Origin of the sequence: Pseudomonas siliginis, from assembly GCF_024072275.1 — a bacterium.
GTDB classification, from domain to species: Bacteria; Pseudomonadota; Gammaproteobacteria; order Pseudomonadales; family Pseudomonadaceae; genus Aquipseudomonas; species Aquipseudomonas siliginis.
This window is the reverse complement of the sequence record NZ_CP099598.1, coordinates 3,007,230-3,022,487: the sequence shown is the minus strand read 5'-3', so window position 1 is coordinate 3,022,487 and position 15,258 is coordinate 3,007,230. Positions and strand designations below refer to the sequence as shown.

The following is a 15,258-nucleotide window of genomic DNA, read 5'->3' as shown; positions in this document are numbered from 1 at the left end:
TTCAGCCAGTTTTTTCCGCACGCGGTACCAGTGACACCCAAAATCGCGTTCGCGCATGCACATCGACGGGCAAACTGGCAGCCAGCAGTGCCAGCACTTGATCGGTATCGTCGAGGCGAAAGCTGCCAGTGACGCGCAGCGATTCCAGCGCCGGATCCCAGCGCAGAACACCCGAGCGGTAGCGACTCAGCTCGCGGAGGAAATCACCCAGCGGCTGGTTTTGCGCCATCACCACACCGTCGCGCCACCCGGGCATCAACGCATCGAACGCCGTCACCGCCCCGGCGCCCGAAGCTTGCAGGCTGACTTGCTGGCCCTGCTGCAATACCAGCGCCGGGCCGTGCAGCGGCTGCAATTGCACCGAACCACGGAGCACGCAGACCTGGCAATCGCGGGAATTGAGGCGCACCGAGATGTCGCTGTGATTGACGATCATCCGCCCATAAGGCGCGTTGACGATAAAGGCTGAATCGCCCGCGACGTTGAGCGCCATCTCGCCACGAATCAGCGTCAACTGACGTGCCGCCAGATCGACATTAACCGCGCTGTCGGTGTTGAGTTGCAATGAATAATCCTGGGCCAACTGCACTTTGCGCCGCTCGCCAGTGCTGGTGTGCAGGTCGGCGCGCCAGACCTCCAGCGGCAGCTCCCGACTGATCAACCACGCCGCCGGCACCAGCGCCGCCACGCCCAAGGCACGCTTGAGAGCAGCGCGCCGCGCCGGATCCGGCCGATCCAGCGTGGCCAGGGCAAGCGCCGGGGGCAAGCCTGCAAAGCGTTGACGCAGTTGTTGAATTTTCTGCCACGCGTTCTCGTGGCGACTGTCGCTGGCGCGCCAATGCTGTAATCGCGCGTGATCTTCCTCGCTGGCACAACCGGACTCGAGCAGTGCCAGCCAGTGCGCCGCTGCCCGCGCCACTTCCCGCATTTCATCATTGGGTGCAACGCGCATCAGAGATCCACCAGCAAACAATGCTCGTACGCCTGGGCCATGTAACGTTTCACCGTGCGCTCGGAAACCTGCAAGCGTTCGGCAATCTCGCGGTAGCCAAGGCCCTCGAGTTGACTCCAAAGAAATGCCCGGCGCACGGGGCGCGGCAAGCCATCGAGCAATTCATCCAGCGCCTGCAAGGTTTCCAGCAGCAACCAGCGCTGCTCCGGCGACGGTGCGCACGCTTCCGGCAATTGCGCCAAGGCATCGAGGTAGGCTTTTTCCAGATGGCGCCGCGTGTAGAAATTGCTCAGTAGCCGTTTGCCGACGGTGAGCAGATACGCGCGCGGCTCGCGCAACTCGGCCAGTGGCGGCGCGTTACACAGGACGCGTAGAAAGGTGTCCTGACTGAGGTCCGCCGCATCCCACGCATTGCCCATGCGCCGGCGCAGCCAGGTTTCCAGCCAGCCGCGGTGCTCGCGATACAACTGCTGCAGGCTCTGCTCCGACGGTGACGTGGCTTCAATCATCTCAAGAGACCCTGCGCGAAGGTAGATTCAAATGAGACTGATTCTATTTAACTTCTGCGAGGACACAAAGCCTTTTTCTGCTCAGCGCTTGAGCGTTTCGCTCGGCAGCTCCTTGAACAGCGCGCGGTAACTGCTGGAAAACCGTCCCAGATGCCAGAACGACCAGCGCATCGCCACTTCCGCAACAGTGGTTTCCGTCGGCCGACGCTTGAGCAATTCACGGTGCGCACTGTTTAGCCGCCTCAGGCGCAACCAGTGGCTCGGGGTCATCCCGGTGTAGGCCTTGAAAGCTTGCTGCAACTGGCGCAGGGGTACGCCGGCAACGTGGGAAAGTTCGAGCAGATTGACCGTGTCTTCCGGCGAATCAGCCGCCCACTCCCCTACTCGCTTCATGATTTGGCGTTCGTTATTGCGCTGCTGCAATCCTCCACGATCAAGACGGGTTTGAGCGTTGTCGAGGATGAACAGGCAGTCCTCAAGCAACTGCTGAGTCAGGCGATCTTTATCAAGTGGATCAGCAGCTTGCGACAACTTCGTGAGAATCGAGCTTAACCAGCCGCTGAACAAAGCGTTCTGTCCGCAGTTCAGCGGCGACATGAACAATCCCTCGAGCTTTGCCACTTGTAAACCGTACTCGCGGACAAAATCCGGGCCGAACACCACAGCGATTTCACGGTAGTTCTCCGGGGTGATCCAGATGTTGCGGCTCTCTTCGTTGAGCAGATACAGCGCGTTGTCACTGCGATCAAAACAGAACGCCAGAGCCCCGGATGGCGCGCTGAAATTCTGCTCGACCCGGGTGTTCATCTGTTCTTCGTAAACCTCGACGCCCTGCAGATCCAGATAGCGAATCTGCCCGGCGAAATGCCCCGGCGACATCTGCTGGTAATGCTGGACCCAGCCCGGTGTAGCGCGGATTTGCTCGGCCACATCGGCGGTATTGAACGCTTGAACCTGAAGCGGATTGCACGTTGTCATGGGGTGACCCTGCGCACTCTTTTGGTGCGCTTTGGTGCTGCTGAAAGTGGATAGATGGAATCGCAAGCCGCGCCCAAGATAGTCGCCAACGCGCCACAGGGGAAGGGGCGGAAGATGAAACCCGCCCTCCCCGGCGTCTACAAAGCCAATAACGAGGTCTTTATGAACGCCCCTTTCGATCAGCTGTTCACCTGGCTGAAAGATCACAAGATTACCGAAGTCGAATGCGTGGTCAGCGACCTGACCGGCATCGCCCGCGGCAAGATTGCACCGACCAACAAGTTCCTGCATGAGCGCGGTATGCGCCTGCCGGAGAGCGTGCTGCTGCAAACGGTAACCGGGGATTTTGTCGACGACGACATCTACTACGACCTGCTCGACCCGGCCGACATCGACATGGTCTGCAAGCCGGTTTCCGACGCTGTCTACGTCATTCCGTGGGCAATCGAGCCGACCGCCATCGTCATCCACGACACCTTCGACAAATTCGGCAACCCGATCGAACTGTCGCCGCGCAACGTGCTGAAGAAAGTCTTGCAGCTCTACACCGACAAGGGCTGGAAGCCGATTGTCGCGCCGGAAATGGAGTTCTATCTGACCCAACGCTGTGAAGACCCGGACCTGCCGCTCAAGGCACCGCTGGGTCGTTCGGGTCGTGCGGAAAGCGGTCGCCAGTCATTCTCGATCGATGCCGCCAATGAATTCGATCCGCTGTTCGAAGACGTCTACGACTGGTGCGAACTGCAAGGTCTGGATCTCGACACGCTGATCCACGAAGACGGCCCGGCGCAGATGGAAATCAACTTCCGCCACGGCGATGCGCTGGATCTGGCTGACCAGATCACCGTGTTCAAACGCACCCTGCGCGAAGCAGCGCTCAAGCACAACGTCACCGCGACGTTCATGGCCAAACCGATCGGCGACGAGCCCGGCAGCGCCATGCACCTGCACCAGAGTGTGGTCGAGATCGCGACGGGTCAGCCGATCTTTGCCGATGCCGAGGGCAACATGAGCGAGCTGTTCCGTCATCACATCGGTGGCTTGCAGAAATACATCCCGAAAGTGCTGCCGATGTTCGCGCCGAACGTCAATTCGTTCCGCCGCTTCCTGCCGGACACCTCGGCACCGGTCAACGTCGAATGGGGTGAAGAGAACCGCACGGTGGGCCTGCGTGTGCCGACTTCCGGGCCTGAATCGATGCGCGTGGAGAACCGCTTGCCCGGTGCCGACGCCAACCCCTATCTGGCGATTGCCGCGAGCCTGCTGTGCGGCTACATCGGCATGGTCGAGAAGATCGAGCCGAGCGCGGCGGTCGAAGGCCGGGCCTATGAACGCCGCAACCTGCGCCTGCCCATCACCATCGAAGAAGCCCTGACGCAGATGGAAGACTGCCCGAAAGTCGCCGAATACCTGGGCAGCAAATTCGTCCGCGGTTACGTCGCGGTCAAACGCGCCGAGCACGAAAACTTCAAGCGCGTGATCAGCTCCTGGGAGCGAGAGTTCCTGCTGCTCAGCGTCTGACGGCGCGCCCGTCCCTGTGGGAGCGAGCCTGCTCGCGAAGACGTCGGCACACTCACCATAGATGTCGACTGAAACACCGCTTTCGCGAGCAGGCTCGCTCCCACATGGGATTGTGCAGCGCCTGAGAATTTGATCGTTCCCACGCTCCCGCGTGGGAATGCATCCCGGGACGCTCTGCGTCCCATCCAAAGCCGAACGCCGAGCGTCCGTTGCGGCATTCCCACGCACAGCGTGGGAACGATCATTACAAGAAGAGGTGTCGATATGCGTCTATTGAAATCCGTACTCCCGGTCGCGCTGAGCGTGCTGTTCAGTGCAGCAGCCCACGCCGAGCCCCAGGTCAGCGTCTACAACTGGACCGACTACATCGGCGAAACCACCCTTGCAGACTTCCAGAGCAAGACCGGGATCAAGGTGATCTACGACGTCTTCGACTCCAACGAAACCCTTGAAGGCAAACTCCTCGCCGGCCGCACCGGTTACGACGTGGTAGTGCCGTCCAACCACTTCCTCGCCCGTCAGGTAAAGGCCGGCGCGTTCATGAAGCTCGATCGATCACAGTTACCAAACTGGAAGAACCTTGACCCGAAACTGCTTGAATTGCTTGAGAAAAACGATCCAGGCAATGAGCACTCGGTGCCCTATCTGTGGGGCACCAACGGCATCGGCTACAACGTCGACAAGGTCAAGCAAGTGCTCGGCATCGACCACATCGATTCCTGGGCCGTGTTGTTTGAACCGGAGAATCTGAAGAAGCTCAGCCAGTGCGGTGTGTCGATGATGGACTCCGCCGACGAAGTCTTCCCGGCCATCCTCAACTACATGGGCATGGATCCGCGCAGTGAAAACCCTGAAGACTACAAAAAGGCCGAAGCCAAGCTGCTGAGCATCCGTCCGTACATCACCTATTTCCATTCTTCCAAGTACGTGTCGGACCTGGCCAATGGCGACATCTGCGTCGCGTTCGGTTACTCCGGCGATGTGTTCCAGGCGGCCAACCGCGCCAAGGAAGCCAAGAACGGTGTGAATATCGCTTACGCCATCCCCAAGGAAGGCGCCAACCTGTGGTTTGATCTGCTGGCGATTCCGGCCGACGCGAGCAACGCCAAAGAGGCGCATGCCTTCATCAATTACCTGCTTGATCCGCAGGTGATCGCCAAGGTCAGCGCCACCGTCGGCTACGCCAACCCGAACCCGGCGGCCAAGCCGTTCATGGATGAGGAACTGGTCAACAACCCTGAGGTTTATCCGCCGCAGTCGGTGCTCGACAAACTCTACATTTCCTCGACCCCGCCCCAGGCGATCATGCGTCTGATGACCCGGTCGTGGAGCAAAGTGAAGTCGAACAAATGAATCAGCACAATTCACAGCACGCCCGCTCCTGGTACGCCGCTTCTGCGCGGGCGAGCACGGCCTACCCTGCGCTAAACGGGGATTTGATTGCCGATGTCTGCGTGATCGGTGGCGGTTTCACTGGCGTCAATACCGCGATTGAGCTGGCGCAGCGCGGTCTGTCAGTGGTTTTGCTCGAGGCGCGACGTATCGGCTGGGGCGCCAGCGGGCGCAATGGCGGGCAGCTGATTCGCGGCATCGGCCATGAAGTCGAGGGTTTCGCCCGTTACGTTGGCCAGGACGGCGTGCGCTATCTGCAGCGCGCCGGCATCGATTCGGTGGAGCTGGTGCGCCAGCGCATCACTGACAACGCCATCGACTGTGATCTGCGCTGGGGCTTTTGCGAACTGGCCAACACCGCCGCGCAATTTGCCGCGTTCCAGCAAGAGCAGGACAGCCTTGCCGAACTCGACTATGCCCACGCAACGAGGCTGGTCGGGCCGGAGCAGATCCGGCAGCAAGTGGTCGACGCCGGTGTGTACGCCGGCGGATTGATCGACATGGGTTCGGGCCATTTGCATCCGCTTGATCTGGTTCAGGGCGAAGCGCGTCTCGCCGCGTCGCTGGGCGTGCGGATCTTCGAGCAGAGTCCGGTCCTGGAAATCCTCCATGGCCCGACCGTCGAGGTGCGCTGCGCCACCGGTTCAGTACGCGCCGGCAGCCTGGTGCTTGGCTGCAACGCGCATCTGGATGACCTCGAGCCGAAACTCAGCGGCAAAGTGCTGCCCGCCGGCAGTTACATCATCGCCACCGAGCCGCTGGACGAAAGCCGCGCCGCGCAGTTGATTCCACAGAACCTGGCGCTGTGCGATCAGAAAGTCGGGCTCGATTATTACCGTCTCTCGGCGGATCGACGTCTGCTGTTCGGCGGTGCTTGTCATTACTCCGGGCGCGATCCGGCGGATATCGCCGCCTACATGCGACCGAAAATGCTCAAGGTGTTCCCGCAACTGGCCGACGTGCGCATCGACTACCAATGGGGCGGGAAGATCGGTATTACCGCCAATCGTTTCCCCCAGGTTGGCCGGCTCAAACAGCACCCGAACGTGTTTTACGCGCAGGGCTATTCCGGCCATGGCCTCAACGTCACCCATTGGTGCGCGAAATTGCTGGGCGAAGCCATTCACGCCGGGCATAGCCAAGGCATGGACGTGTTCAGCAGCGTGCCGCACATGACCTTCCCCGGTGGCCCGGCGTTGCGTTCGCCGCTGTTGGCGCTTGGCATGTTCTGGTATCGCCTGCGCGAAATGCTCGGCTGAGCCCGCCACGACTCTGGCCCCTGTAGGAGCTGCCGAAGGCTGCGATCTTGGGACGCAGAGCGTCCCGGGCTGCATTCCCACGCAGAGCATGGGAACGATCAGGTCGCAACCTTCGGCAGCTCCTGGACTGCAATCGCGTCCCACGCCAGCTATACAAATTTGCTCTATCGCCAAGCACTTCTATATTGATGAAGTGCTTTTGCGTTCCTGACGCTCAGTGCCCGATTAATTGAGGAGGACATGGATGAAGTCGTCAGCCAGCGACGAGCCGCGAGCACCCGGTCAGGCGCCGATCAAAACCCGCCGATTCGGTATCTCGCTGGTATGGATCGTGCCGATCGTGGCGGTGCTGGTGGGCATTTCGCTGGTGATTCACAACATCCTCCAGGAAGGCCCGACGATCACCGTCACCTTCAAGACCGGCGATGGCCTGACCGCCAACAAGACCGAAGTCAGGTACCGCAACGTAGTCATCGGCCATGTCTCCGATGTTGAACTGGCCAACGACCATAAACACGTCAACGCCACGATCAAACTCGCCAAGCAGGCCGAAGCCTTCACCCGCGAGGACTCGCAATTCTGGGTGGTACGTCCGCGCATCGGCGCCGGCGGGGTATCGGGCATCGACACATTGCTGTCGGGCGACTACATCGGTGCCGACATTGGCCAGGCCAATACCCGCTCAAAAAACTTCAAGGGTCTGGAGAACCCGCCGCCGATCACCTATGGCGAACCGGGCAAGCGTTTCACCCTGCACACCGCCGACCTCGGCTCGCTGGACATCGGCTCCCCCGTCTATTACCGCAAGATCCCGGTTGGCCAAGTGGTGTCCTATGCCTTGGACCAGGACGGCAAAGGGGTCAACATCGAAGTCTTCGTGCATTCTCCGAACGACGCCTACGTCACCGAAAACACTCGTTTCTGGAACGCCAGCGGCATCGACATCAATGTCGGTGCCAACGGCTTTGCGGTGAAAACCGAGTCGCTGTCGACCCTGCTGGTGGGCGGCATCGCTTTCCGCGCTCCGGATTACAGTCCCAACGATTCGCCAGCCAGTGAAGACAAGGGTTTCGAACTGTTCGCCGACCAAGCCACCGCCCTCGCCCCGCCCAACGGCAAGGCACAGTATCTGGCGCTGCGCTTCGATCAAGCCTTGCGCGGGCTCAAGGTTGACGCGCCGGTGGAGTTCCTCGGAGTTGAAATCGGCCGGGTGGTGGCAGTCAATCTCGACTTCGACGAGGTCAAGCGCACCTTCCCGGTGAATGTCGGCATCGTCATCTATCCGCAGCGCCTGGGTCGCGCCCACGCGAAAATGCTCAAGGCTTACCATGGCGACGAAAACGATGAGGCCACCGGCGCGCGCCTGATCGGCACGTTCATCGAAAACGGCCTTCGCGCCCAGGCCCGCAACGGCAACCTGCTCACCGGTCAGTTGTATATCTCCCTGGATTTCTACCCCAAAGCGCCGAAAGTCGCTTTTGACCCTACGGCACGGCCGGTGACCATTCCGACCGTCCCTGGCAGCCTCGAGCAATTGCAGGAAAAACTCGAGGCGATGGTCAACAAGATCAACGCGCTGCCAGTGGAGCGCATCGCCAGCAACCTCGACGGCAATCTGGTCGAACTGCGCAAAGGCCTGAAGCAGTTCAACGCCAGGACCCTGCCGGGTGTACAGAGCACCCTCGCCGACGTCAGCAAGACCTTGCAGTCCGCCAATTCGACCCTGGCCGAGGATTCACCGCAACGTGAGCAGTTGACCGAAACCCTCGACGAACTCGGGCGCATGTCGCGCTCGTTGCGAGAGCTGTCGGATTACCTCGGTCGCCACCCTGAGTCGCTGATTCGCGGACGCCCCGACAACGCCGCACCGCTGGACCTCAAAGGACCGCCACGCAATTGAGCACAGGAGCTGCATCCATGGCTTTACCGTTGAAGATCACCGTGCTCGCTGCCTTCGTGCTGCTGACTGCGTGCCGTAGCGACCCGATCAGCTTTCACACACTGACTCCGGCGCAACCGGGTGCCAGCCGCAACGGCGCCGACATCGCCATCGAAAGCATCAGCGTGCCGCCGCAGGTCGATCGCGCGCAAATCGTGATTCGCCAAGGCAACAGCGGCGTGGCGATTCTGGAAACCGATTGGTGGAGCGCCACTCTTGCCGATGAGTTGCGCGGCGCGCTGATCGACCAATTGAGCAGCGGTGTCGGCCAGCAGCGCGCCTCCGTGCGTATCGACGTGCAGCGCTTCGATTCGATTCCCGGCCAGTACGCCTTGATCGACGTGAAATGGCGAGTGCGCCCGCTGGGTGCGGCGGACGCGGCGCTACTGACCTGTCGCTCGGTGTTGCAGACGCCTTCAGGGCCAAGCATCGAAGAGCTGGTGACTGCGCAACAGAACAACGTCAAACGTCTTGCTGCACAAATCACTCAGGCGTCAATGGCCGCGCGCAATTGCCCTTCATCGGGCTAATCGCTTCATAAATCGAAGCGATCCACCGCCCGCCGCCGCTCGTTGTCATCGCGCACATCGTAGTTGGCAGTCGTCTGGATATTGCTGTGATGCGCCAGTTTCTGTGCGATCGACAGGTCGTGCTCTTCGATCACCCGGGTGATGAATGAACGACGGAAGTCATGGGGCATGATTTTCACCCCGACCTGCGTACCGCGCTGGCGGGCAATGTAGTAAATCGCGTGTTTGGTGATGCGCTCGCGGGTGATGTGGCTGCCCCGGCGAATACGGTTGAACAGAAACGCATCGTCGCTCTCGCCTTCCTTGACCTGTGAACGACGCAGTTCCAGCCAGGCGTCGAGCTTGGCAAAGGCCCAGGCCGGCGCGTACTTGATCAACTGTTTGTTGCCCTTGCCGGTCACCGTCAGGCTGCGTTCGTGAAAGTCGACCTGGCTCAGATCCAGATCCACCGATTCCGACTTGCGCATGCCGGTGCCGTACAGCAGCGCAATCACCGCCGCATCACGCAGGCCCTGCGGACGCGGGTCGGCAGCGCAGACTTCCATCAGTTCGTGAATCAGCGTGCGCTTGAGGTTGCGCCCCTGGGACAGCCGTGTGCCGGCTATGCCCTTGACCGAACGCATCTTCAACAGGTGATCCTGGCTGATCAGGCTCATGCGCCACGCCTCGTTCATCACCCCGCGCACGGCATTGACGTACAGCGAAGAGGTGTTCGGTGCATAACCATCGGCACGCAAAGCGGCGACCAGCGCTACCACGTCTTCCGGTTGCAGGCCGTGCCAGGGGATTTCTTCGATATCGACGTCCTCGAAACCGAGGCGGTCAGCGGCGTCTTGCAGCACATAACGCATGGTCAACTGGCTGGAAGGTGCCAGTCGCGCCAGGTAAACGGTCAGCGGATTGTTGTTGGACGGTGCAGGTTGGGTACTCGACAAATCACTCAAACGAAACGGCCTTGAAATAAAAAACGATTCAACAAAAACAATAAATGCATGAAATGAAAAGCAAAAAACGGCATGACTCGATGACAGGGGTTACCGCGAAAGGCCGACAACCTGCCGTTCGAGGCGGTAAAAGTCAATCGGGCATTCCCCGAACGGTCTGTTTGCTGGTTCTTCAGCAGTAGGCGAACTGAAACATCGCGCTCTTATGTTCAGTGCAGGGAACTGCGAGCAGGAGTGCGGCATGAAGATCACGGTGTTTGGCAGTGGTTATGTCGGTCTGGTGCAAGCGGCGGTGATGGCCGAGGTCGGTCACGACGTCGTGTGCATGGATGTCGACGCGCAGAAGATCGAGCAATTGGGCCAGGGGCACGTCAGTATTTACGAGCCGGGGCTGGCCAGCCTGGTGCGCGAGGGCCTGGATTCGCAGCGCCTGCAATTCACCACCGATGAGCGGCTCGCGGTGTTGCATGGGCGTGTGGCGTTCATCGCGGTGGGCACGCCGTCACGCGAGGATGGTTCGGCGGACCTGCGCTACGTCCTCTCGGTTGGCGACGCGATTGCCCGACATCGCGAGCAGCCATTGATCGTGGTGGAAAAGTCCACGGTGCCGGTGGGCACGGGCGACGCTTTGCGCAGCCACATCGAAAAGGCCCTGATCAAGATTGGCCGCCTGCTGCAATTCGATATTGTCTCCAACCCGGAATTTCTCAAGGAAGGCTCAGCGGTTGCTGATTGCCGGCGACCGGATCGCATTGTCATTGGTTGCGAAGGTACTGAAGTGCGCGATGTGATGCGCGATCTGTACGCGCCGTTCAACCGCAACCATGACCGCATCCTGTTCATGGACTTGCGCAGTGCCGAGCTGACCAAATACGCCGCCAACTGCATGCTGGCGACCAAGATCAGCTTCATCAACCAGATCGCCGAACTCGCCGAGCATCTGGGCGCAGATATCGAAGCAGTGCGCCAGGGCATCGGTGCCGATACGCGGATTGGCTATCACTTTATCTATCCGGGTTGCGGCTACGGCGGTTCGTGTTTTCCCAAGGACATGCGCGCGTTGATTCACAGTGCCGAGCAGGCACATTGCTCCAGTGATCTGCTGCAAGCGGTCGAGGCGATCAACCAGCGCCAGAAGCACAAGCTGTTCGAGCGCATCAACGCCTTCTACCGGGGCGATTTGCGCGGCAAGACCTTTGCCCTGTGGGGCCTGGCGTTCAAGCCCAACACCGACGACATGCGCGACGCGCCGAGCCGGGTTCTGCTAGAAGATTTATGGGCTGCCGGGGCCAATGTTCGTGCGTTTGATCCTGAGGCCATGGTCGAAACGCAGAAGCTCTATCCGGATGAGTCGAAGCTGACGTTGATGGGGACGCCGGAATCGGTACTGGCCGGCGCCGATGCGCTGATCATCTGCACCGAATGGCAACAGTTCAAGGCCCCGGATTTCGAGCTGATCAAACAGCGCCTCAACAGCCCGGTGATCTTTGACGGCCGTAATCTGTACGACGCCGAGCGCCTGGCGCGCAATGGCTTTCAGTATTTCCCGATGGGGCGCGGTGAATCGTGCAAGTTGCCGATCACCTTGCGGCAGTGGCCCGCGGCTTCGGATGTGGCTTGAACTGGCCCTGTGGGAGTCATTGCAAATTGTGAGCTACACAGACCCTGTGGGAGCGAGCCTGCTCGCGAATACGGTATGTCAGCGACATAGCAGGTGACTGATCCGCCGCCTTCGCGAGCAGGCTCGCTCCCACAGGGAAATCATGTGCTCCGAGAGACGCTGGTGTATCAGCTTGACCGGTGGCGGCTGCCCAGAGAGGATGGCGTTCGCCCTAGGCAATCCGAATAAGGACATTCCCCCTCCCTTGGCCATCTATTCGCCGTTCATTCGCCGGTTGATGCTCAGCTCGCTGACCGTGGTCATCAGCCGCGCCCTGATCAGTCCTCTGCTGACGCTGTTCCTCAGCAACAAGCTTGGCCTCGATCCGGAGGATGTCGGTTTGCTGCTCGGTATCGCCGTGTTCAGCGCAACATTGCTGTCGCTGTACGGTGGCTACATCATCGACAAGCTGGACAAGCGCCAGTTGCTGGTCCTGGCCATGCTCTCCAGCGGTATCGGCCTGATCCTGCTGACCTTCGCGCAGAATCTGTATGTGGTCACCCTGGTGCTGATCATCAGCGAAACCGCGTCGGCGCTGTTCCTCATCGGCTCCAAGGCGATCCTCAGTGAAAACCTGCCGGTGGGCCAGCGGGTCAAGGCGTTTTCCCTCAATTACACGCTTACCAATATCGGCTACGCCGTCGGCCCGATGATTGGCGTGGTGATTGCCGGGGTGCAGCCGTCCGCGCCGTTCATCGTTGCCGGTGCGATCGCCATTGGCAGTATTTTTCTGCTGCTCGGCGCGACCAGGGATGCCAGTCCGATAACATCCGGCAGTGCGCCGCAAAGTTTCCTCAACACGCTGATGATCCTGAAAAACGACCGCACCATGGTGCTGTTCACCCTTGGCTGCCTGCTCAGCACGTTGGTGCACGGGCGCTTCACCCTGTACCTGTCGCAATACCTGCTGGTCACCCACACCCAGCAACAAACGCTCGACACCATGGCCGCCCTGCTCGCCTGCAACGCAATCACAGTGATCCTGCTGCAATACCAGGTCGGTCGCTGGCTCAGTCGCGAACACCTGCGTCACTGGATTGCTGGCGGCACTGCGCTGTTCATCGTCGGGTTGATTGGCTTCAGTGTGGCGGACAGCCTGCTCGGCTGGTGCGTGGCGATGTTCATCTTCACCCTGGGCGAGATGATCATCTACCCCGCCGACTTCCTCTTCGTTGACACCCTCGCCCCGGAGGCACTGCGCGGCAGTTACTACGGCGCGCAGAACCTGTCAGCGCTTGGCGGGGCTGCCAGCCCGGTAATGTGCGGTTTTCTATTGATGCACACGCCTGCGCCAAGCATGTTCTACGCCTTGAGCGGTTTGGCGGCGCTGGGTGGATACCTATGCTTCGTCAGCGCTCGGCGCACCGCTTCAATGCAAAAATAGTGCACTAAAACTGCATTTATATGAATTTGTCAGCATCGATTTTGATCGGCAAACTACGCGCGTTCCTCCCCCAATGTTGGAACGCTTCTAGGGCTTTCCGGATTTGCCGGACAAGTCCTTTTTTTTGCCCCGGATTTTGTAAAGGATCAGTTCTACATGCTTGCTCGCTGGTTGCCCGCTGCCATCAACACCCGCCCCACTGAATGGAGCCGTGCCGCGATCGGCATGGGCCTGGGCACGCTGTTCAGTGTGTGGATGTGCGCGCAGGTGTTCGGCCATGACGTTGCATTTCACCTGGTCGGCCCGCTCGGCGCTTCGGCGGTGCTGCTGTTCGCGGTGTCCTCGGGCGCCCTCGCCCAGCCATGGTCGATTCTTGGCGGCTACCTGTGTGCTGGCGTGGTCGCCTTGCTGGTCGCCCATGTTCTTGGCCGTACGCTGGGCAGCGCCTGCCTTGCTGCCGGCATGGCGGTGATTCTCATGTGCTGGCTGCGTTGCCTGCACCCACCGGCCGGTGCCTTGGCGTTGACGCTGGTACTGGCCGACCCGGCAACCATCGCCATGGACTGGAAAGCCATGGAGCCGGTCATGCTTGGCGCCCTGTGCATGCTCGTCAGCGCGCTGGCCTATAACAACCTGACCCGCATCCGCTATCCGAAGCGCGCTGCCGACCCGGCACCGCCAGTGGTCCCGGTCGACCGCCAGGCAATTACCGCCGCAGACCTGAAACTGGCGCTGGCCGACATGGAAGCCTTCATCGACGTCACCCCCGAAGACCTCGAACGCCTGATTCACGCCAGCGAACTGCACGCCAAGCGGCGCAGCATTACCGAAACGTTCAGATGATCCCTTTGTAGGAGCTGACGAGTGCAACGAGGCTGCGATCTGTTGATTTCAAAAAACAAGATCAAAAGGTCGCAGCCTCGTTGCACTCGTCAGCTCCTACACGGACAGCGGCGCTAAGAGAAAAACGCAGATTCCCCCTGCACATATCCCCGTTGTACACGACAAATTTGCACTGTTACGATCCGCTAACGCCCGCGCGCGGGCTTTTCGAATAAAGACAATAAAAGCAGGGAGTTACTGATGACAGCTCAGGCTTCATCCCGGCGGACCCCGTCCATGGATGCCATGCAAAACGACGTGCTGGCCGAGGTGCGCAATCATATCGGCCACCTGACCCTCAACCGCCCAGCGGGCCTTAATGCAATCACCCTGGACATGGTGCGTCTGCTGCAACAGCAGCTCGATGCCTGGGCGTCTGACGCCGATGTGCACGCCGTGGTATTGCGCGGCGCTGGTGAAAAGGCCTTCTGCGCCGGTGGCGATATTCGTTCGCTGTACGACAGCTACAAGAGCGGCGACACGCTGCACGAAGATTTCTTCGTCGAGGAATACGCCCTCGACCTGACCATTCATCACTACCGCAAACCGGTGCTGGCCCTGATGGACGGTTTTGTCCTCGGCGGCGGCATGGGCCTGGTGCAAGGCGCCGATCTGCGTGTGGTCACCGAAAAGAGCCGTCTGGCGATGCCGGAAGTGGCCATCGGTTATTTCCCTGATGTCGGCGGTAGTTACTTCCTGCCGCGCATTCCCGGTGAGCTGGGGATTTATCTGGGCGTCAGCGGCGTGCAGATTCGCGCCGCCGATGCGCTGTACTGCGGCCTCGCCGACTGGTATCTGGACAGCAGCAAACTGGCGCTGCTCGACGAGAAACTCGACCAGATGGAGTGGCAGGACACGCCGCTCAAGTCGCTGCAGAACCTGCTGGCCAAGCACGCCGTGCAAACTCTGCCCAATGCACCCCTCCAAGTGTTGCGCCCGGCCATCGACCATTTCTTTGCCCTGCCCAACGTGCCGAGCATGATCGAGCAATTGCGCGCCGTCACTGTCGCTGACAGCCATGAATGGGCGGTCACCACGGCGGATCTGCTGGAAACCCGCTCACCGCTGGCCATGGCCGTGACCCTGGAAATGCTCCGTCGCGGCAGGCACCTGAGTCTGGAGAATTGCTTTGCGCTGGAGCTGCATCTGGACCGCCAGTGGTTTGCCCGTGGCGACCTGATCGAAGGCGTGCGCGCCCTGCTGATCGACAAGGACAAGTCACCGCGCTGGAACCCGCCGACCGTCGCTGAGCTGGACGCTGCGCAGGTTGCGAGCTTCTTCCATGGTTTTGATGAGAGCGGGAGCTGA

Annotated in this window: 13 protein-coding genes; 9 read left to right on the top strand and 4 right to left on the bottom strand. The window is 60.5% G+C overall.

Annotated features, from left to right (window positions below):
• Window position 1 precedes the first annotated feature (1 nt).
• From NF676_RS14010 to NF676_RS14000, 3 genes are all read right to left on the bottom strand, one after another.
• Entirely contained in the window at window positions 2-952 is a 951-nt protein-coding gene (locus NF676_RS14010) for a FecR domain-containing protein (RefSeq protein WP_252876300.1), read from the bottom strand.
• Window positions 952-1,461: a sigma-70 family RNA polymerase sigma factor gene (locus tag NF676_RS14005; RefSeq protein WP_252886203.1), complete on the bottom strand. Its 510-nt coding sequence runs from the start codon at window positions 1,459-1,461 to the stop codon at window positions 952-954. The genes NF676_RS14010 and NF676_RS14005 overlap by 1 nt, the downstream gene beginning before the upstream one ends.
• An 81-nt stretch (window positions 1,462-1,542) precedes the next feature.
• Entirely contained in the window at window positions 1,543-2,439 is an 897-nt protein-coding gene (locus NF676_RS14000; protein WP_252886202.1) for a helix-turn-helix domain-containing protein, read from the bottom strand.
• A gap of 162 nt (window positions 2,440-2,601) precedes the next feature.
• Here NF676_RS14000 and NF676_RS13995 point away from each other — a divergent pair, with 162 nt between their 5' ends.
• From NF676_RS13995 to NF676_RS13975, 5 genes are all read left to right on the top strand, one after another.
• Window positions 2,602-3,960, top strand: coding sequence for a glutamine synthetase family protein (locus NF676_RS13995; RefSeq protein ID WP_041480368.1), 1,359 nt, complete (start codon window positions 2,602-2,604; stop codon window positions 3,958-3,960).
• A 264-nt stretch (window positions 3,961-4,224) separates the two neighbouring features.
• Entirely contained in the window at window positions 4,225-5,313 is a 1,089-nt protein-coding gene (locus tag NF676_RS13990) for a polyamine ABC transporter substrate-binding protein (protein WP_150635322.1), read from the top strand.
• Window positions 5,310-6,611 (top strand): NAD(P)/FAD-dependent oxidoreductase, encoded by a 1,302-nt coding sequence (locus NF676_RS13985; RefSeq protein ID WP_150635323.1) that lies wholly within the window; start codon window positions 5,310-5,312, stop codon window positions 6,609-6,611. The genes NF676_RS13990 and NF676_RS13985 overlap by 4 nt, the downstream gene beginning before the upstream one ends.
• Before the next feature lie 244 nt (window positions 6,612-6,855).
• A complete protein-coding gene (locus NF676_RS13980; RefSeq protein ID WP_252886201.1) occupies window positions 6,856-8,511 on the top strand; it encodes a PqiB family protein in 1,656 nt (551 codons plus the stop codon).
• 17 nt (window positions 8,512-8,528) lie between these two features.
• Window positions 8,529-9,080 carry a PqiC family protein gene (locus NF676_RS13975; protein ID WP_122507347.1) on the top strand — a complete coding sequence of 184 codons (552 nt, stop codon included), beginning with the start codon at window positions 8,529-8,531 and terminating at the stop codon, window positions 9,078-9,080.
• Between the two features lie 5 nt (window positions 9,081-9,085).
• Here the strand turns inward: NF676_RS13975 and NF676_RS13970 are convergent, their stop codons facing one another.
• Window positions 9,086-10,024, bottom strand: a complete 939-nt coding sequence (locus NF676_RS13970) for a site-specific integrase (protein WP_353956295.1) — start codon at window positions 10,022-10,024, stop codon at window positions 9,086-9,088.
• 241 nt (window positions 10,025-10,265) lie between these two features.
• On the opposite strand from NF676_RS13970, the gene NF676_RS13965 reads away from it, so the two are divergent.
• The 4 genes from NF676_RS13965 to NF676_RS13950 all read left to right on the top strand — a co-directional run bounded on the left by NF676_RS13965 (window position 10,266) and on the right by NF676_RS13950 (window position 15,258).
• The gene (locus tag NF676_RS13965) at window positions 10,266-11,645 is read left to right on the top strand and encodes a UDP-glucose 6-dehydrogenase (RefSeq protein ID WP_252886200.1); all 1,380 of its coding nucleotides are present in this window, start codon (window positions 10,266-10,268) and stop codon (window positions 11,643-11,645) included.
• A 244-nt stretch (window positions 11,646-11,889) separates the two neighbouring features.
• The gene (locus NF676_RS13960; protein ID WP_252886199.1) at window positions 11,890-13,068 is read left to right on the top strand and encodes an MFS transporter; all 1,179 of its coding nucleotides are present in this window, start codon (window positions 11,890-11,892) and stop codon (window positions 13,066-13,068) included.
• Window positions 13,069-13,224: 156 nt separating this feature from the next.
• Window positions 13,225-13,911 (top strand): HPP family protein, encoded by a 687-nt coding sequence (locus NF676_RS13955; protein ID WP_252886198.1) that lies wholly within the window; start codon window positions 13,225-13,227, stop codon window positions 13,909-13,911.
• Window positions 13,912-14,151: 240 nt separating this feature from the next.
• Window positions 14,152-15,258: an enoyl-CoA hydratase/isomerase family protein gene (locus NF676_RS13950; RefSeq protein ID WP_252886197.1), complete on the top strand. Its 1,107-nt coding sequence runs from the start codon at window positions 14,152-14,154 to the stop codon at window positions 15,256-15,258.